The organism is Streptomyces olivoverticillatus, assembly GCF_014203555.1.
In the GTDB taxonomy this organism is placed as follows: Bacteria; Actinomycetota; Actinomycetes; order Streptomycetales; family Streptomycetaceae; genus Streptomyces; species Streptomyces olivoverticillatus.
Genome location: NZ_JACHJH010000002.1, coordinates 506718 through 525222, shown reverse-complemented (window position 1 = coordinate 525222; position 18505 = coordinate 506718). Strand labels below are relative to the sequence as shown.

The 18505-nt window shown below is 70.4% G+C and carries 13 protein-coding genes and 2 pseudogenes; 2 read left to right on the top strand and 13 right to left on the bottom strand.

What is annotated here, in order from left to right:
• Positions 1-62 precede the first annotated feature (62 nt).
• From FHS39_RS07615 to hrcA, 8 genes are all read right to left on the bottom strand, one after another.
• Positions 63-419, bottom strand: coding sequence for a hypothetical protein (locus tag FHS39_RS07615; RefSeq protein ID WP_184347596.1), 357 nt, complete (start codon positions 417-419; stop codon positions 63-65).
• Positions 420-422: 3 nt separating this feature from the next.
• A complete protein-coding gene (locus FHS39_RS07610; protein WP_343069425.1) occupies positions 423-4751 on the bottom strand; it encodes a DUF6531 domain-containing protein in 4329 nt (1442 codons plus the stop codon).
• Entirely contained in the window at positions 4748-5113 is a 366-nt protein-coding gene (locus tag FHS39_RS07605; RefSeq protein WP_184347594.1) for a hypothetical protein, read from the bottom strand. Before FHS39_RS07605 ends, FHS39_RS07610 begins: the two co-directional genes overlap by 4 nt.
• A 176-nt stretch (positions 5114-5289) precedes the next feature.
• On the bottom strand, positions 5290-6057 hold the full coding sequence (locus FHS39_RS07600; RefSeq protein ID WP_184347592.1) for a response regulator transcription factor: 768 nt from the start codon (positions 6055-6057) through the stop codon (positions 5290-5292).
• 61 nt (positions 6058-6118) lie between these two features.
• Positions 6119-6868: a 16S rRNA (uracil(1498)-N(3))-methyltransferase gene (locus FHS39_RS07595; protein WP_184347589.1), complete on the bottom strand. Its 750-nt coding sequence runs from the start codon at positions 6866-6868 to the stop codon at positions 6119-6121.
• The gene (locus FHS39_RS07590; protein ID WP_184347587.1) at positions 6865-7968 is read right to left on the bottom strand and encodes a nitronate monooxygenase; all 1104 of its coding nucleotides are present in this window, start codon (positions 7966-7968) and stop codon (positions 6865-6867) included. Before FHS39_RS07590 ends, FHS39_RS07595 begins: the two co-directional genes overlap by 4 nt.
• Positions 7969-8069: 101 nt before the next feature.
• Positions 8070-9206 carry a molecular chaperone DnaJ gene (gene dnaJ, locus FHS39_RS07585; RefSeq protein ID WP_184347576.1) on the bottom strand — a complete coding sequence of 379 codons (1137 nt, stop codon included), beginning with the start codon at positions 9204-9206 and terminating at the stop codon, positions 8070-8072.
• Positions 9207-10223 carry a heat-inducible transcriptional repressor HrcA gene (hrcA, locus tag FHS39_RS07580; RefSeq protein WP_184347574.1) on the bottom strand — a complete coding sequence of 339 codons (1017 nt, stop codon included), beginning with the start codon at positions 10221-10223 and terminating at the stop codon, positions 9207-9209.
• Between the two features lie 209 nt (positions 10224-10432).
• Here hrcA and FHS39_RS07575 point away from each other — a divergent pair, with 209 nt between their 5' ends.
• Both FHS39_RS07575 and FHS39_RS07570 read left to right on the top strand, forming a co-directional pair.
• A complete protein-coding gene (locus tag FHS39_RS07575; RefSeq protein WP_184347571.1) occupies positions 10433-11176 on the top strand; it encodes an MBL fold metallo-hydrolase in 744 nt (247 codons plus the stop codon).
• 33 nt (positions 11177-11209) lie between these two features.
• Positions 11210-12046 (top strand): DUF3097 domain-containing protein, encoded by an 837-nt coding sequence (locus tag FHS39_RS07570; RefSeq protein WP_184347569.1) that lies wholly within the window; start codon positions 11210-11212, stop codon positions 12044-12046.
• A gap of 142 nt (positions 12047-12188) precedes the next feature.
• Here the strand turns inward: FHS39_RS07570 and hemW are convergent, their stop codons facing one another.
• From hemW to lepA, 5 genes and pseudogenes are all read right to left on the bottom strand, one after another.
• Positions 12189-13421 (bottom strand): radical SAM family heme chaperone HemW, encoded by a 1233-nt coding sequence (hemW, locus tag FHS39_RS07565; RefSeq protein ID WP_184347567.1) that lies wholly within the window; start codon positions 13419-13421, stop codon positions 12189-12191.
• A 27-nt stretch (positions 13422-13448) separates the two neighbouring features.
• A pseudogene (locus FHS39_RS07560) lies at positions 13449-14024 on the bottom strand (PP2C family protein-serine/threonine phosphatase); the annotation flags it as partial.
• 131 nt (positions 14025-14155) lie between these two features.
• Positions 14156-14389, bottom strand: a pseudogene (locus FHS39_RS26005) (transposase); the annotation flags it as partial.
• A gap of 97 nt (positions 14390-14486) precedes the next feature.
• On the bottom strand, positions 14487-16376 hold the full coding sequence (locus FHS39_RS07550; protein WP_184347564.1) for an AMP-binding protein: 1890 nt from the start codon (positions 16374-16376) through the stop codon (positions 14487-14489).
• A gap of 208 nt (positions 16377-16584) precedes the next feature.
• The gene (lepA, locus tag FHS39_RS07545; protein WP_184347562.1) at positions 16585-18447 is read right to left on the bottom strand and encodes a translation elongation factor 4; all 1863 of its coding nucleotides are present in this window, start codon (positions 18445-18447) and stop codon (positions 16585-16587) included.
• Between the last annotated feature and the right edge of the window lie 58 nt (positions 18448-18505).

The window sequence follows — 18505 nt, the reverse complement described above, 5'->3', positions numbered from 1 at the left end:
CAAGGCACCAGCTTCCCGGGCCGGGGCCTGGGGCGCCCCCCCCCCCCGACTTCACTTCTGATTCACATGTCGCCGAACTCAATAAGATCTTCGACGGCCTGTCGCAGCCATGCGTTGAAGTCCTCAAAACGCTCCCGCTGCTCCCGCCCGGCGTCGGCGAAATCATGGATCACCGCCACGTCTCCCCGATCCAAGTCCCAGCAAGCCAGGTCATCATTGTCCTGTCGACGAGCAAACGGAACCAGCTTGCGTTCCGGGTAGCGATCTCGCAGCCCGGTGGCCCTGATCCGCAATTGGTCGCCGTCGAAAATCCACCACGGCTCCAAATTTGTCAGCTCAAGGTCCTCCGCGACACGAATGAACTCCGCAGGGTACTCAAACCCTTCGGGAAGATTGTCCGCCGTCAAGAATTCAGCCATCTGTCAGTTCCCATCCCATGATGTGTACGGTGATCCCATAGGCCACCGATTTCGGTACGACGCCGCTTGTTTCCCGATGCGCAGATTGATGGCATCCCCCCACGTGGCAGGGACCCCCTTCGGTGTTGTAAAGCGAGCGATCTGAACTTGATCGGGTAGTTCTTCGTTGAAAGAGTGAACACGAACCTTCACATCGATACCAGCATGCCTTGCAGCAACGACCCTAGTGTTGTCAATCGTAGTCAGGCCGCCATCGGGCATCTGCACGACATCGATGGGGTCACCTGCCCAGCCGCGCACCTTCATACTGTCGACGATTTCCGCAGCACCCTTCACCGAATTCTGACTGAATCGAACCGTCTGCGGAGATACGAAGCTTGTCTCCCCAGGGCAGGGGGAGAGGCCAAGCGGGTCAGACCACGCCCCGGGGTTGCGGATGTATCCAGCAGGGTTGGGATCAGGTACTAGGCCAAGCGGGTCCGGAGACGCGTAGCGAGCTGTCTCGGGGTCGTAGTGACGAAAGTAGTTGTAGTGCAGTCCGGTCTCGGCATCGTAATACTGCCCCGGGAAGCGCAACGAACAGGAGACGCGCCCATCTGCCGGAGCCGGTAGGTCGGTACCCCATAGGCTGGTGCGGTACTCCCACGCCAGATCGCCGTCTGGTGTTACGAGCTCCGTCGGTGTACCTATCGCGTCCGTGACGACCGCGTAGATGTGCGTACGCCAGTCAGGGTCCGCCGCGTTCGCGAACTTCGTTATGAGGGAGTCATCCGCGCCCCCACCCCATGGGCGGTGTTCGGTCTGGGTGACTGGGCGGTGCGTCCCAGGGGCGTAATCCCAGGTGGTGGCCTTCCCGTTCGCCGCGATCTCTTCGGCTACCCGCGTGCCATCCCACGCGAAGAGCACCTCCTCCGCGACCGAATCACCATCCGCCACCCGCCATTTGGTGATTCGCCGACCCAATGGGTCGTACCCATACCTCCAGCGCGCCCCCTCCGGCGTCGTCACCTCCCGCAGGCGGTCCTCCGCGTCCCATGTGAACGTCCATGTATGCGTCTGGCCATTGAGAAGCTTGCGGGTTTTGCGGGTCAGGCGGCCCTGCTCGTCGTGTTCGTACCTCGTGCGGCCCGCGCGGCGGATGATCGTGCCGTCGAATTCGCGTTTGCCCGGGGATTCGTGAGCCGGTGCCGTTGCGTACGTGAGGTTGCCCGCCGCGTCGTACGCGTAGCTCTCCGCCCAGCCGTGGGCGTTCACCGCCCTCACGCGGCCCCTGCGGTCCAAATCGAAGCGGCGCGTGCCTGACGTCAGTTCGCGGATCTCCGTGAGGTAGCCGTCCTCGCGGTAGGCATAGTCGCGGTGCTGTACGAGACGGTCGGCCTTTACGCTCTGCGTGGTGAGGCGGTCCAGGGCGTCCCACGTCTGGGTGAGCGTCGCACCCTCGCCCAGGCGGCGCTGCGTTTCCCTGCCCGCCGCGTCGTAGGCGAAGGAGAGCGATCCGGCCTCGCTGCGGAGTTCGGACGGGCGGCCCACCGCGTCGTACGTCCACTTCGAGCGGATGCCCGAAGGCGTCGTGCGCTCCGTACAGCGGCCCAGCGCGTCGTACGCGTACGCCGTCGTACGGCCGTTTACCGACTCTGTCAGCACCCTGCCCAGCACATCGCGCTCGTAGACGACCTCCGCGTCCGCACCCGTCGCCCGGGCCAGGCGGCCCGCCGCGTCGTACGTGAAGTGGGTGCTCCGGCCCGCGTCCGAGTGCTGTTCCACCGCGCGGCCCAGAGCGTCCCGGACGAACGTGAGCGTCTCGCCCGCACCGTTCGTCCGCGAGATCAGGCCACCCGCCGCGTCATGGGCGTACGTGAGCGTGCGGCCGTTGAAATCCGTTTCGGACATCAGGCGGCCCGCCTCGTCGTAGGCGTACGACCACGCCAGGCCCTGCGGATTCGTCACGCCGGTCAGGCGCAGCTGCCCGTCGTACGCGAAGGCGTACGTCGCGCCGTCGGCCTCCGTCCTCGTCGCCGGGAGGTCGAAGTGGGTGTGCGTCTGCTCGGTGACGTTGCCCGCGGGGTCCGTGTGGGCGAGGAGGTTGCCCTCGCCGTCCCAGACCCACGTCTCGCGCGTCCCGTCCGGGTATTCGCGCCAGCTCGTCTTGCCCTCGGTCGTCCAGCCGGTGCGGGTCGTATGCCCCAGCGGGTCGGTGGCCTGGACGATGCGGCCGAAGGTGTCGCGCAGGACAGTCGTCGTGTGGCCCAGCGGGTCCGTTACGGCCGCAGGGAGCCCGGCCGCGTTGCAGGCGATCGTCTGCGTGTGCCCGAGGGCGTCCGTGACGGCGGTCAGTCGGCCGGTTTCGTCGTAGCCGTAGAGCGTCTCCGCGCCCGCCGGATCGGTGGTGCGAAGGAGGTTGCCGCGCTCGTCGTAGGTGTGCCGCCACGCACCCCCGCCCGGCTCCGTGACCTCCGTCGGACGGCACTGCGCGTTGTACGCCGCCTGCGCGGTGCTGCCGTCTGGCAGCGTGACTCGGGTGAGGTTGCCCGCTTCGTCGTAGTCGTACCGGGTCACCCGGCCGAGGGGGTCCGTGGCCGAGAGACGGTCGTGGCCTCGGGCGTCCCACTCCGTGAGCGTGGTGTGCCCCAGCGGGTCGGTCTTCTCGACGACCCGGGCGTCGGAGTTGTACCTGTAGACGTAGCGGCCGCCCACCGCGTCGGTCAGCGTCGTCGTACGCGCTTCGTCGTCGTAGTCGAAGGTGCCGGAGAGGAAGCCGTCGCTGCCTTCCGTGCGGACGACGCGGCCGCGGTCGTCGTAGACGTAGGCGTACGACGTGCCGTTGCGGTCGGTCCAGCCGGTTATTCGGCCTTCGGCGTCGTAGGTGAAGCGCAGTGGTTTGCCGCTGGAGTTGGTGACTTCGGTGAGGTTGCCGGCTTCGTCGTAGCCGTAGCGGATCAGTACCGTGCCGCGCCCGGGGGCGTGCTGCGGCTCGTAGACGGACGGGGGCTCGTCCAGCACGCGCAGAGCCGTGACGCGCTCACCATCCGTGTCCACTGCCACGTAATAGCCACCGGAATGACGGATGGCGGTGGGAATGCCGTTGCCCGTGCGCTCGATGCCGATGCGCATGCCGTTGCGGTCGTGCAGGCTGTCCAGCGGCAGTTGGACCGCGCCTGGGGTCTCGGTCGGGACCGGGCTGCCGAAGGTGCGGACTACGCCCTGCTGCGGGTCGGTGACCGTCAGGACGCCGTCCGGTCTGCCGTCCCACTCCAGGGGCCAGCGCGGGCCCTTCACCGGAAGGACCGGCTCGCCGGGCTTTGGCACGGGGTACACCAGTCGCATGCCGTCGGCGGCCGCGAAGACGACGCCCTCGGCGTCGAGCTGTACGCGCTCGTCGAGGGTGGAGGCCCAGGTGGGGCCGAACCAGCCGCCCGCGCGGTACGAGGACAGGTGCGTGCGCTCGAAGACGAGCGGCAGGGCGCCCGGCAGGGTGACGTCGGTCTGCGGCAGCAGCATGATCCCGGTCGCGACGTCGATCGGGTCCTCGGCGCACTCAAGGCTCGCAGGTGGCCGGGCCACGGTCGGCACCTCGATGAGATTGGGGCGCAGGCTGCTCCTGAGCAGACTGCGATATCCGCCTGCCAGCTCGGCGTTCTCGGCGAGCGCCCCCATGCCGCGCGTCAGGCCACCGAAACCAGCGCCGTAGAGCGTCCCGTCGTGTGCCGCGGCATTGACCTCCTCCAGGCTGATCCCACCGTGCTGCAGCCCGGTGGCAATCTTCAACGGCTGGGCGACGGCCAGATTGACGGCCACGGACTCCGCTCCGCCGAAGGCTGCGGTGATCAAGGTCGACGCCACGATCTCGGCAGCCGTGGTGGAGATGGTGACGCCAACCGTGGTACCCAGCTCGATGATTGCCGCGGCCGCGAGCCCCGACGCCTCGGCGGAGGCCCCCAGGGTGAAGGCGGCCAGGCCGATGCCGGCCGCGATGACGACGGCGTCGACGGCGATCGCCGCCTCGAGCTTGTCGATGGCGCTCTGGATGGCGTGCGCGAGCTCGTCCAGCGCGGTGGCCATGTCGTGCGCCGACTCTGCGATGTCGCTCAGCCAGCCCTTGCCGCCGTCTCCCGCGTAGCGACTCCAGAACTGTTCGAAGGCGTCGATCGCCTCGCCCTTGTTGTGACGGATGAGCGAACCGGCCGTGTTGTTCACGGGGGTACGAACGTCCTCGACGCTGTGGGCAAAAGCGCGCCAAGCCGCCGCGGCCTTGTGCAGCTTGCCCGGGTCCCCATCGGGCCAGTGAAGGCCCATCTTCTTGAGGATGTGGATGGCCTCGTCGACCACGCTCACCGAGCGGCCCCGCTGTGGCCGCTGTCGCCATCCTTCTTCTTGGTGAACATTCCGGCGATCAGCTTGTCATTGTCAACGTGCCCGTCTGCCATGTCGTTCATCGCTTCATGGATGCTGACGAGGCCCAGGACAAGCGTTGCGGTGGCGCTCTCGATCGTCTTCTGGTTCTTGGTGTAGGAAGCTTCGAACTTCTTGACCCCGTCGTCTCCGCCCCACGGTTTTCCGAGATCATCGAGGGTCGTGACGAGCTTGGTGAGCGCTTCGCTCAGCTTCTGGCTCTGCTCACGGAAGACGGGTGCCGCCGCCTTGAGGTCCTCGGTCTTGATGTCCAAGACCTCGCCGCCACCGTCGCCTTGGCCCACGACGCGCCTCCCCCGGTCAGGTTCCGTAAACAACCCGTCAAGAGTAGACACAAGCAGACGTCGGTGCGCCGACACCCACTCCCCCGCCGGAAGGCGTCGGCGCACCCGCTGCCCTCAGCATGGCGATCAACGCCAGGGTGCCGCCATAGGAAGAAGTTCCTAGGGAAACCACCGGCTCACCGCACCAGCCCCGCCTCCCTGGCCAGGGTCACCGTTGCCACCCGGTTGTTGGTGCCCAGCTTGCGGTAGATCTTCTCCAGGTGGCGGTTGACCGTGTGCGGGGAAATCGTGAGGCGATGGCCGATGGCGGCCGTCGTGAGGCCCTCCGACAGGAGGTTCAGGACCGTCTGTTCACGGGGCGTCAGACCGTGGTCGGATACCGACAGGAGCCCACTCGTGCGGGCCGCCGCCGCGTGCAGGCGGCGGAGCTCCCTGATGTGGTTGTCCATCGCCACGAGCAGCGGCTGGATACGCGTGGCGAAGGCCAGGTCGTGCGCGCTGAAGTCCGCCCCCTTGCGGCCCAGGGACACCGCCCTCATCAGGTTTCCGCCCGTGGGCAGCGGCAGACCCAGCTGTTGCGTGGTGCCGTACTCCGCGCGGGCTTCGCTGAAGCAGGCCGTGTTGCGCCAGGAGTCGGCGATCCGGTTCATGGTGACCGGGCTGCGCTCACCCGCCGTCAGGTAGGAGACCAGCGGGTGCTGCTGGAGCACCCGGCGCCGGACGATGTCGTCCACCGCCGGGCCGAGCGATTCGGGCGCCCAGCCCTCCGCCTGCCCCGCCGGGTTGGACGCCTGCAGACCCGCGAAGATCACCGTGCTGCAGTCGAAGGCCCCGAGCAGGTGCGCCGCGATCAGATGCCACAGCGATTCGGGGTCCTTGTCCTCAAGGACTGCGACGGCGAGGTCGAGCATGCGCTCGTAATCCCGGGCATGTAGGTGAGACATGACCCATGCATGCCCGAAAACGGAACCCTCGCCCCCAAGTGGCAGGACCGATTCCGATCCGTCAGCTCCACCGCCCCGTTCGTCCCAGCAGCAGCGCCGCCGCGGCCGTGCCCGCGGTGGACGTGCGCAGGACGCTCGGGCCCAGGCGGTACGGCTGCGCGCCCGCCTCCTCGAAGACCGCGAGCTCCTCCGGGGAGACGCCGCCCTCCGGGCCCACGACCAGGACGATGTCGCCGACCGCCGGCAGCTCGGCCGTGGCGAGCGGAGTGCTGCCCTCCTCGTGCAGGACGGCGGCGAAGGCGGCACCGGACAGCAGGTTCGCGACCTGTTTGGTCGTCATGAGTTCGGCGACCGGCGGGAAGTGCAGGCGGCGGGACTGCTTGCCCGCTTCGCGGGCCGTGGCGCGCCACTTGCCCAGTGACTTCTGCCCGCGCTCACCCTTCCACTGGGTGACGCAGCGCGCGGCCGCCCAGGGGACGATGGCGTCGACGCCCGTCTCGGTCATCGTCTCGACGGCGAGTTCGCCGCGGTCGCCCTTGGGCAGGGCCTGGACGACGGTGATCCGCGGCTGGGGCATCGGCTCCGAACGGACCGACGTGACCGCGACGTCGAGGCGGTCCTTGCCCTCGACGGCGGCCACGGTGCCGTACGCGCCCGCGCCCTCGCCGTCCGTCAGAACGATCTCCTCGCCCACGCGCAGCCTGCGCACGGATACGGCGTGACGGCCCTCGGGGCCGTCGAGGCTGAAGACGGTGCCGGGGAAGACGCCCGTCAGGGCGCCTTCTTCGACCACGAACACCGGCGCTGTCATGACGTGCTCCCTCGGTTGGTGCATACGGACGCCGCACGTGCCGCGTCCAGTTCGGCGGCCAGCACTCCCACGAGTGCGGCCGCCGGAAGTTCCCGCGCGAGGCGGTGACCCTGGCCCGCCCACAGGTTGACGGCCTGCGCGTCGCCCGCCGCGGCGGCGGCCTTGCGCACACCGGAAGTCAGGTGGTGGACCTGGGGGTAGGCCGCGGGCGCGTACGGGCCGTGCTCCCGCAGGAAGCGGTTCACCAGCCCCCTGGCCGGGCGGCCCGAGAAGGCCCGCGTCAACTCCGTGCCGGGGAAGGCCGGATCGGTCAGCGCCCGCTTGTGCAGGGCGCGGGCGCCGGACTCCGGGCAGGCCAGGAAGGCGGTGCCGAGCTGAGCGGCGCACGCGCCCGCCGCGAGGACGGCCGCTATCTGGGCACCGCGCATCAGCCCGCCCGCCGCGACGACGGGCAGCCGGACCGCCTCGCGGACCTCGGCCAGCAGCGGCAACAGGCCCGCACCCGCGCCAGGGGCGTCCGCCTGCGGATCGTCGTGGTGGGTGCCCTGGTGGCCGCCCGCCTCGATGCCCTGGACGCAGACGGCGTCGGCACCCGCCTCCTGCGCGGCCAGCGCCTCGGCGGCCGACGTCACGGTGACGACCGTCAGCGTGCCGACCGCCGCGAGCGCGTCGACGGCCGTACGGGAAGGGCACCCGAAGGTGAAGGAGACGACCGGTACCGGGTCGTCGAGGAGGAGGGCGAGCTTGGCGTCGTACGCGTCGTCGGCGCCCTGGTCCGGGTCGCCGAAGGGGGCGCCGTAGCGGGTGGCTTCGGCGGCCAGCCGGTCGGCGTACGCGGCCACGGCGGCCGGGTCGGCGGGCGGCGGCTGCGGCATGAAGAGGTTGACGCCGAAGGGGCGGGAGGTGAGGGTGCGCAGCTCCGCGATCTCCGCCCGCATGGCCTCCGGGGTCTTGTAGCCCGCGGCCAGGAAGCCGAGGCCGCCGGCTTCGGAGACGGCCGCGGCGAGCGCCGGGGTGGAGGGGCCGCCTGCCATGGGGGCCTGCACGATGGGAAGGGGGAACAGGTCCGTCAGTGCGGATCCCCAAGGATCGTTGGCCATGACCACATCGTGTCACAAGGTGGCAGTGCGCCTTGAGGGCAAGCGGCGCGGGGGCGGACCGGAAAACCGGTCCGCCCCCGCGGCAGCGTCACTGCACGGCCCTACCGGCCGTTGAACGCGTCCTTGAGCCGCGAGAACAGACCCTGCTGACCCGGCTTGAACTCGCCCATCGGGCGCTCCTCGCCGCGGAGCTTCGCCAGCTGGCGCAGGAGATCCTCCTGCTGCGGGTCGAGCTTGGACGGGGTGGTCACCTCGACGTGGACGATGAGATCGCCCCGGCCGCCGCCACGCAGGTGGGTGACGCCGCGCTGGTGCAGCGGGATCGACTGGCCGGACTGGGTGCCCGGGCGGATGTCGATCTCCTCGATGCCGTCGAGCGTCTCCAGCGGCACCTTGGTGCCGAGCGCCGCCGCCGTCATCGGGATGGTGACGGTGCAGTGCAGGTCGTCGCCGCGGCGCTGGAAGACGGCGTGCGGCTTCTCGTGGATCTCCACGTAGAGGTCGCCGGCGGGGCCGCCACCGGGGCCGACCTCGCCCTCGCCCGCGAGCTGGATGCGGGTGCCGTTGTCGACACCGGCCGGGATCTTGACGGTCAGGGTGCGGCGCGAGCGCACGCGCCCGTCACCGGCGCACTCCGGGCACGGAGTCGGCACGACGGTGCCGAAGCCCTGGCACTGCGGGCACGGCCGGGAGGTCATGACCTGGCCGAGGAAGGAGCGGGTGACCTGGGAGACCTCGCCGCGGCCGCGGCACATGTCACAGGTCTGGGCGGAGGTGCCGGGGGCCGCGCCCTCGCCGCTGCACGTGGTGCAGACGACGGCGGTGTCGACCTGGATCTCCTTGGTGGTGCCGAAGGCCGCCTCGTTCAGGTCGACTTCGAGCCGGATCATGGCGTCCTGGCCGCGGCGCGTGCGCGAGCGGGGCCCGCGCTGCGACGCCTGGCCGAAGAAGGCGTCCATGATGTCGGAGAAGTTGCCGAAGCCCGCGCCGAATCCGCCGGCGCCGCCACCGCCGCCCGAGGAGGAGAGGGGGTCGCCACCGAGGTCGTAGACCTGCTTCTTCTGCGGGTCGGAGAGGACCTCGTAAGCGGCGTTGATCTCCTTGAACCGCTCCTGCGTCTTCGGGTCCGGGTTGACGTCCGGGTGCAGCTCGCGCGCGAGACGGCGGAAGGCCTTCTTGATCTCGTCCTGCGAGGCATCACGCCGTACGCCCAGGACCGCGTAGTAGTCCGTGGCCACTTACGACTCCGCCAGGATCTGTCCGACGTAACGTGCCACTGCGCGTACCGCTCCCATCGTTCCGGGGTAGTCCATGCGGGTCGGTCCGACCACGCCGAGTTTGGCGACTGCCTCGTCGCCCGAACCGTAGCCGACGGCGACGACGGATGTGGAGTTCAGTCCCTCGTGGGCGTTCTCGTGACCGATGCGCACGGTCATCCCCGAGTCCTTGGCCTCGCCGAGCAGCTTGAGCAGCACAACCTGCTCCTCCAACGCCTCCAGCACCGGCCGGATGGTCAGCGGGAAGTCGTGGCCGAAGCGGGTGAGATTGGCGGTGCCGCCGATCATCAGCCGCTCCTCGGTCTCCTCGACCAGGGTCTCCAGCAGGGTGGCGAGCACCGTAGAAACGGTTCCGCGGTCGTCCTGCTCGAAGGATTCGGGGAGATCCTGCACCAGCTGCGGCACGTCCGTGAAGCGGCGCCCGACGACGCGGCTGTTCAACCGCGCGCGCAGGTCCGCCAGCGAATTCTCGCCGACGGGCGCGGGGCAGTCGATCATGCGCTGCTCGACCCGGCCCGTGTCGGTGATCAGCACGAGCATCACGCGGGCCGGAGCGAGCGAGAGCAGCTCCACGTGCCGCACGGTCGAGCGGGTCAGCGAGGGGTACTGCACCACGGCCACCTGACGGGTCAGCTGCGCGAGCAGCCGCACCGTGCGGGCCACCACGTCGTCCAGGTCGACGGCGCCGTCCAGGAAGTTCTGGATGGCGCGCCGCTCCGGCGTCGACAGGGGCTTGACGCCCGCCAGTTTGTCGACGAAGAGGCGGTAGCCCTTGTCGGTCGGGATGCGGCCCGCGCTCGTGTGGGGCTGGGCGATGAAGCCCTCGTCCTCCAGCGCGGCCATGTCGTTGCGCACCGTGGCCGGGGAGACGCCCAGCCGGTGCCGCTCGGTGAGGGCCTTGGAGCCCACGGGCTCCTCGGTGCCCACGTAGTCCTGAACGATGGCGCGCAACACTTCGAGCCTGCGTTCGCTCAGCATCGCGCGCACCTCCAGTCCAGTGGTCCTGCCGTCGTACGGGCCGTGTGCGGGCCCCTACGGGTCTTACGGGATCTTCTTGGCACTCAATGGTCACGAGTGCCAGACCCTTCCAGCCAGTGTACGGCCGGGCACCACGGGCAGGGCAAGGGCCGTCCCCGTCACGCGATTCCGGGCGGGCAACGCTACCGCTCTCCGGCTAGCGTCGCGGTATGGCAAACCACGGGGATCAGCAGGGGGCGGGGGCGCATTGGGAACGACTTGCGCCGGGGGTGGTGCGCCGCAGAATGCCGGGCTGGGACGCCACCGTAGGCGCGGTCGCGGGCGGCTCGGGCGTCCTGGTCGTCGACACCGGATCCTCCCTGCACGAGGGGGTGGAGATCCGGCGCGAGGTCCAGGAAATCTTCGGGCTCCCCGTGACGCACATCGCACTCACCCACCCCCACTTCGACCACGTCTTCGGCACCGCGGCCTTCTCCGGGGTGCAGGTGTACGGCGCGGTGGGCGTGGAGGAGCTGATGCGGCGCGAGCGGGACGAGCTGCGGCGGGACGCCGTACGGCACGGCGTGGACCCCGAGGTCGCGGCCGATTCGGCGGACCTGCTCGTACGGCCGCACCACGCGGTGTCCGGGGAGCTCTCCGTCGACCTGGGCGGCGGGCGGCCGGTCATGCTGGCGAACGCCGGGCCGGGGCACACCGCGCACGACCTCGTGGTGCTGGTGCCCGGGGCGGGCCGGGCACCCGAGGTGGTCTTCTGCGGCGACCTCGTCGAGGAGTCCGGCGAGCCGCAGGCGGGCCCGGACGCCCTCCCCCACGCCTGGCCCGCGGCGCTGGACCGGCTGCTCGCGCTGGGCGGCGAGGACGCGCTGTACGTGCCCGGGCACGGGGCCGTGGTCGATGCGGGGTTCGTGCGGGGGCAGCGTGAGGCGTTGGCGGAGCGGTTCGGCGTGTCGTGACCGGGGCCGGGACGGTGATCCACAATTGCGCCCATGCGCAGCAGTGGACCCAGCCGCCGGTACGAGCCCGATCTGACGCCCCCGTGGAAGCGGAGCGCGCCCGCGCCGGAGGTGCCGGCCGAGGCCGACCTCGTGGTGGAGGAGGTCACCACCGGCTTCTGCGGGGCGGTGATCCGGTGCGAGAAGACGGCGCAGGGGCCTACGGTCACGCTGGAGGACCGCTTCGGCAAACACCGCGTCTTCCCCATGGAGCCGCGCGGCTTCCTGCTGGAAGGGCGCGTGGTCACGCTGGTCCGCCCGCAGGCTCCGGCCGCCGCGGCGGGCCCGGCGCGCACGGCCTCCGGCTCCCTCGCCGTGCCCGGCGCGCGGGCCCGGGTGGCGCGGGCGGGCCGGATCTATGTCGAGGGCCGGCACGACGCGGAGCTCGTGGAGCGGGTCTGGGGCGACGACCTGCGGATCGAGGGCGTGGTCGTGGAGTACCTGGAGGGTGTCGACGACCTGCCCGCGATCGTGCGCTCCTTCGCACCCGGGCCGGACGCGCGGCTGGGCGTCCTGGTGGACCACTTGGTCCCGGGTTCGAAGGAGTCGCGCATCGCGGCGGAGGTGACGGGCGAGCACGTGCTGGTCGTCGGTCACCCGTACGTGGACGTGTGGGAGGCGGTCAAGCCTTCGTCCGTGGGCATTCCGGGGTGGCCGCGGGTGCCGCGGGGCGAGGACTGGAAGGCGGGGGTGTGCCGGGGGTTGGGGTGGCCGGTGAACACGGGGGCCGCTTGGCAGCGGATCCTTCGATCGGTGCGCTCGTACAAGGATCTTGAGCCGGAGCTGCTGGGCTGTGTCGAGCGTCTCATCGATCACGTGACCGTGCCCTGAGTCGTCTCAGGTCGTTGGCCACAGGGGTCCTGGTGGACCGCTCTCCGCTTGCGCGGAGGTGTTCCGGTGTTCCGGTGTTCCGTCGATCAGTTCGTCCACACGCCCGAGCAGCTCGTTGTCCCCGCCGCTGCGGGGCGATCGCTCAGTCCACCAGGTCCCGCACCACCGCATCGGCCAGCAGCCGCCCCCGCAGCGTAAGGACCGCGCGGCCGGCCTCGTACGGGCCGGGCCGAAGCAGGCCGTCCGCCAGCGCCCGCGCCGCCGCCGTCGCACCCGCCGGCTTCAGCAGCGACAGCGGGCAGCCCTCCAGCAGTCGCAGCTCCAGCAGGATGCGCTCGACCCGGCGGTCCTCCTCGGAGAGGACCTCGCGCCCCGCGCCCGGGGAACGACCTTCGGCCAGGGCCTGCGCGTACGCGCCCGGATGCTTGGCGTTCCACCACCGCACGCCCCCCACGTGCGAGTGCGCCCCCGGGCCTGCGCCCCACCAGTCGGCGCCGCGCCAGTAGAGCTCGTTGTGGCGGCAGCGGCCCGCCTCGGTCGTGGCCCAGTTCGAGACCTCGTACCAGTGGAAGCCCGCCGCGGTCAGCGTCTCCTCGGCGATCAGGTAGCGGTCGGCGTGCACGTCGTCGTCGGTCATCGGCACCTCGCCCCGGCGGATGCGCCGCGCGAGCTGGGTGCCCTCCTCGACGATCAGGGCGTAGGCCGAGACGTGGTCCGGGCCGGCGCCGATCGCGGCGTCCAGCGAGGCGCGCCAGTCGTCGTCGCTCTCCCCGGGCGTGCCGTAGATCAGGTCCAGGTTGACGTGGTCGAAGCCCGCGGCCCGCGCCTCCGCGACGCATGCCTCGGGCCGCCCGGGGGTGTGCGTACGGTCGAGGATCTGCAGCACGTGCGGGCGGGCGCTCTGCATGCCGAAGGAAATGCGGTTGAAGCCGCCTTCGCGCAGTTCCGCCAGGTAGCGGGGGTCCACGGAGTCCGGGTTGGCCTCGGTGGTGATCTCCGCGCCGTCGGCGAGGGAGAACTCCTCGCGGATCGCGCTCAGCATCCGCACCAGGTCGGCGGCGGGCAGCAGGGTGGGCGTGCCGCCGCCCACGAAGACCGTCTCCACCGGCCGGGGGTCGTCCCCCAGGACCTTGCGGGCGAGGCGGATCTCCTCGGCGAGGGTGTCGGCGTAGTTGTCGCGGGAGGCGAGCGCTCCGCCGGAGCCGCGCAGCTCGCTCGCGGTGTAGGTGTTGAAGTCGCAGTAGCCGCAGCGCGTGGCGCAGTAGGGGACGTGCAGGTAGAAGCCGAGGGGCCGCTGCCCGGAGCCGTCGAGGGCGTGGCGGGGCAGGGCCCCGTCCTCGGGCATGGGCTCACCATCGGGCAGTACGGAAGGCATGCGTTCCATTGTCCGGCATGGCGCGGATTACTCCGCCCGGAGCACCAGCAGCGCCAGGTCGTCGTCCGGCGGTGTGCGTGCGAAGCCGTGCACGGCCTGCCGGATGCGGGCGGCCACGCCCTCGGCCGACAGGCCCGCGCAGCCCGCGAGGGCGGCGGCGAGGCCGTCGCCGTCGTCGAAGAGGCGGTTGCCGGACTTGCGCTCGGTGACGCCGTCCGTGACGCACAGCAGCGTGTCCCCGGCGGTCAGGTCGAAGCTCTCGGCACGGTAGACGGCGTCGTCGACGACGCCGAGCAGCATCTGGGGCGGCGCTGCCGCCCGTACCGTGCCGTCGGGGCGCAGGAGGAGCGGCAGCGGGTGGCCGGCGCTGGCCAGCGTGCAGCGCACGCCGTCGGCGTGCGGCACGAGCTCTCCGTAGAGCAGGGACAGGAAGCGGGGTGCCGCGCCCGGCTCAACCTCGGCCGCCTCCTCGGCGAGCATGCGGCCGAGCCGTTCGAGGACGGCCGCGACGCCGCGGCCTTCCTTGGCGAGCAGGCGCAGCCAGGGGCGTACGAGCCCGGTGGTGACGGCGGCTTCGGGGCCGCTGCCGCAGACGTCGCCGAGCGCGACTTCGCCGCCGCGCCGTTCTGCAGGAAAACCCCGGGCTGCCCGGGGTCGGGCTTCACCTTCGGGGTACGGACCATGTTCGCGATCGACAGGCGCTCGTGCGCGATCACGTCGTAGGTGCGCACCAGGGCTATCGCGGTCTTGTGCGCGTGATCGGTGCGCTGGCGGCGCACCTTGCGATGCAGCTCGGCAACCTTCCCCACCGCCTGGCGGTGCTTCACTGAGCGGTTTTCCCGCTTCCGGCGCGGGAACCTCTTGAGTGCCCGCTGAGCGTCGGCGAGGGCGTCGGCGTTGCGCTTGCCGTGCCTGGGGGTGGCGATGTGCTCGCCCTCGCTGGTGGTGAGGAAGCGGGCTGTGCCCATATCAATGCCGGTCACCGCGCCGGTTGCGGGGGTGAGGCGCGGGAGCGCGGACGGGGGTGAGGCGCACCCGCCCCCCGTCCGCGCTCCCGCGCGCCGGTCAGTCCTCCCGTGCGCCCGCGTACATCTCCTCGATCAGGTTCTTGTACTCGCGCTCCACGACGGGCCGCTTGAGCTTGAGGCTGGGCGTCAGCTCGCCGTGCTCGACGTCCAGGTCGCGCGGGAGCAGCCGGAACTTCTTGACCGTCTGCCAGCGCTGGAGGCCCTCGTTGACCTGGCGGACGTAGTCGCCGATGAGCTCCTGGGTCTCCTGGGCGGCGACCACCTCGGCGTAGGGCAGGCCTTCCATGCCCTGCTCCTTGGCCCAGGCGAGGATGGCCGGGCCGTCGAGGGCGATCAGGGCGCTGCAGAAGTTCCGGTCGGCGCCGTGCACCAGGACGTTGGAGACGTAGGGGCAGACGGCCTTGAACCTGCCCTCGATCTCGGCGGGCGCGACGTACTTCCCGCCGGACGTCTTGATCAGGTCCTTCTTGCGGTCGGTGATGCGCAGATAGCCGTCGGCCGAGAGCTCGCCGATGTCGCCGGTGTGGAACCAGCCGTCGCTCTCGAGGACCTCGGAGGTCTTCTCGGGCTGCTTGTGGTAGCCCTCCATGACGCCGGGGCTGCGCAGCAGGATCTCCCCGTCGTCGGCGATGCGCACCTCGGTGCCGGGCAGCGGCTTGCCGACGGTGCCGGTGCGGTAGGCCTCGCCGGGGTTGACGAAGTTGGCGGCGCTGGTTTCCGTGAGGCCGTAGCCCTCGAGGATGTGGATGCCGGCGCCCGCGAAGAAGTAGCCGATGTCGGGGGCGAGGGCGGAGGCGCCCGAGACACAGGCGCGCAGGCGGCCACCGAAGGCGTCGCGGATCTTGGAGTAGACGAGGGCGTCGGCGGCCCGGTGCTTGACGGCGAGCCCGAAGGGCACGGACTTGCTGCCGGTGTGGCGGAAGTTGTCCTGCGAGACCTTGGCGTACTCGCGGGCGACCTCGGCGGCCCAGCGGAAGATCTTGTACTTGGCGCCGCCGGCCTCGCGGGCCTTGGCGGCGACGCCGTTGTAGACCTTCTCGAAGATGCGCGGCACGGCCGCCATGTAGGTGGGCCGGACGACGGCGAGGTTCTCGATTATCTTGTCGACCCGGCCGTCGACGGCGGTGACGTGCCCGACGCTGATCTGCCCGGCGGTCAGCACCTTGCCGAAGACGTGCGCGAGCGGCAGCCACAGGTACTGCACGTCCTCGGGGCGGACCAGGCCGGTCGCCTCGATCGCGCGCGCCATGTAGGCCCAGGCGTCGTGGCGCAGCCTGACGCCCTTGGGGCGGCCGGTGGTGCCGGAGGTGTAGATCAGCGTGGCGAGCTGCTCGGGGCGCAGGGCGTCGACGCGCTCCTTGACGATGCCGGGCTCGCGCTCCAGGCGTGCGGCGCCGCGCCGCTCCAGGTCGGCGAGGGAGAGCAGCCAGCCCTCGGGGTCCTCGGCATCGGGGGTGGCGTCACCGGCGTCGATGACGACGACGTGGGCGAGGCCGGGCAGCTCGGCGCGGTGCTTGCGCGCCTTGGCGAGCTGGGCGGCGTCCTCGGCGATGATCACCTTGCACTCGGCGTCGCCGAGCATGAAGGCGGTCTCCTCGGCGTTGGTGCTGGGGTAGACGGGGGTGGTGGCGGCGCCGGCGCACATCACGCCGAGGTCGGCGAGGATCCACTCCACGCGGGTGCCGGAGGCGAGGGCGACGCGCTCCTCGGGGCGGACGCCGAGGTCGATGAGGCCGGCGGCGATGGCGAAGACGCGGTCGGCGGCGTCGCGCCAGGTCAGCGAGGCCCAGGAGTCGGGGCCCTGGCCCGAGGGGGCGGGCACCGGGTAGCGGTAGGCCTCCGCCTCCGGCGTCGCCTCGACCCGTTCGAGGAAGAGGCTCGCCACGGAGGGCGGCCGGTTCTCGATCAAAGCCTGTGTCTCGGTCACGGCATCCTCCGGGGGCCCGCTTCGTTGCTGGTGACTCGCGAGTAACCTTTGAGCAGTGATCAGAGTAGAGCCGAAGCGGCCGTCGCGTAAGTGCCCGTGACGGCATCGAAAGCTTCAAGGGGAGGCTCCCTACGCAAAGATGCCCGACCCCCGGGGAGGACGGGCATCTTTCGGCCGCCGAGCCAAGGCCGCGGGCGGCCGAAGCAGGCTACTTCTTGCTCTTGTCGCCACTCTCGTCACTGGAGAGCACCGCGATGAAGGCCTCCTGCGGGACCTCCACGTTGCCGACCATCTTCATCCGCTTCTTGCCCTCCTTCTGCTTCTCCAGCAGCTTCCGCTTACGGGAGATGTCACCGCCGTAGCACTTGGCGAGGACGTCCTTGCGGATGGCGCGGACGGTCTCGCGGGCGATGACCCGGGAGCCGATGGCGGCCTGGATGGGCACCTCGAAGTTCTGCCGCGGGATGAGCTCGCGCAGCTTGGCGACGAGCCGCACGCCGTAGGCGTACGCCTTGTCCTTGTGGGTGATCGCGGAGAACGCGTCCACCTTGTCGCCGTGCAGCAGGATGTCGACCTTGACCAGGTCGGCGGTCTGCTCGCCGGTGGGCTCGTAGTCCAGCGAGGCGTAGCCGCGGGTCTTGGACTTCAGCTGGTCGAAGAAGTCGAAGACGACCTCGGCGAGCGGCAGGGTGTAGCGGATCTCGACGCGGTCCTCGGAGAGGTAGTCCATGCCGAGCAGGACGCCGCGCCGGTTCTGGCACAGCTCCATGATCGCGCCGATGAACTCGCTGGGCGCCAGGATCGTTGCCCGGACGACCGGTTCGTGCACCTGGTCGATCTTGCCGGTGGGGAACTCGCTGGGGTTGGTGACGATGTGCTCCGCACCGTCCTCCATGTCCACCCGGTAGACCACGTTGGGCGCGGTGGCGATCAGGTCGAGGCCGAACTCGCGCTCGAGGCGCTCACGGACGACCTCCAGGTGCAGCAGGCCCAGGAAGCCCACGCGGAAGCCGAAGCCGAGGGCCGCGGAGGTCTCCGGCTCGTACACCAGGGCGGCGTCGTTGAGCTGCAGCTTGTCCAGGGCCTCGCGCAGCTCCGGGTAGTCGGAGCCGTCCAGCGGGTACAGGCCCGAGAACACCATCGGCTTGGGGTCCTTGTAGCCGCCCAGCGCCTCGGTGGCACCGCGCGACAGCTGGGTGATGGTGTCGCCGACCTTGGACTGGCGGACGTCCTTCACACCGGTGATCAGATAGCCCACCTCACCGACGGACAGGCCGTCGGCGGGGGTCATCTCGGGCGAGTTGGTGCCGATCTCCAGCAGCTCGTGGGCGGCGCCGGTCGACATCATCTTGATGCGCTCGCGCTTGCTGAGCGTGCCGTCGACGACCTTGACGTACGTCACGACGCCCCGGTAGGCGTCGTAGACCGAGTCGAAGATCATCGCGCGGGCGGGGGCGTCCTTGACGCCGACCGGGGCCGGGACCTCGCGGACGACCTTGTCCAGCAGCGCGTCCACGCCGACGCCGGTCTTGGCGGAGACCCGCAGCACGTCCTCCGGGTCACAGCCGACGAGGTTGGCCAGCTCGGCCGCGAACTTCTCGGGCTGGGCGGCCGGCAGGTCGATCTTGTTGAGGACCGGGATGATCGTGAGGTCGTTCTCCATCGCCAGGTAGAGGTTGGCGAGGGTCTGGGCCTCGATGCCCTGGGCGGCGTCCACGAGGAGGACGCAGCCCTCGCACGCGGCGAGGGAGCGCGAGACCTCGTAGGTGAAGTCCACGTGGCCCGGCGTGTCGATCATGTTGAGGATGTGGGTGTTGCCCGGGTCCTCGGTGGGCGCCCACGGCAGCCGGACCGCCTGCGACTTGATCGTGATGCCGCGCTCGCGCTCGATGTCCATCCGGTCGAGGTACTGCGCGCGCATCTGCCGCTGGTCGACCACGCCGGTCAGCTGAAGCATCCGGTCGGCGAGCGTCGACTTGCCGTGGTCGATGTGCGCGATGATGCAGAAGTTACGGATCAGAGCCGGGTCGGTACGGCTCGGCTCGGGCACGTTGGTAGGGGTCGCGGGCACGCAGGATCCATTCGGTGACTTCGGCGTTTGAACGCCAGTCTCGGCGGGAGTCGGGTAT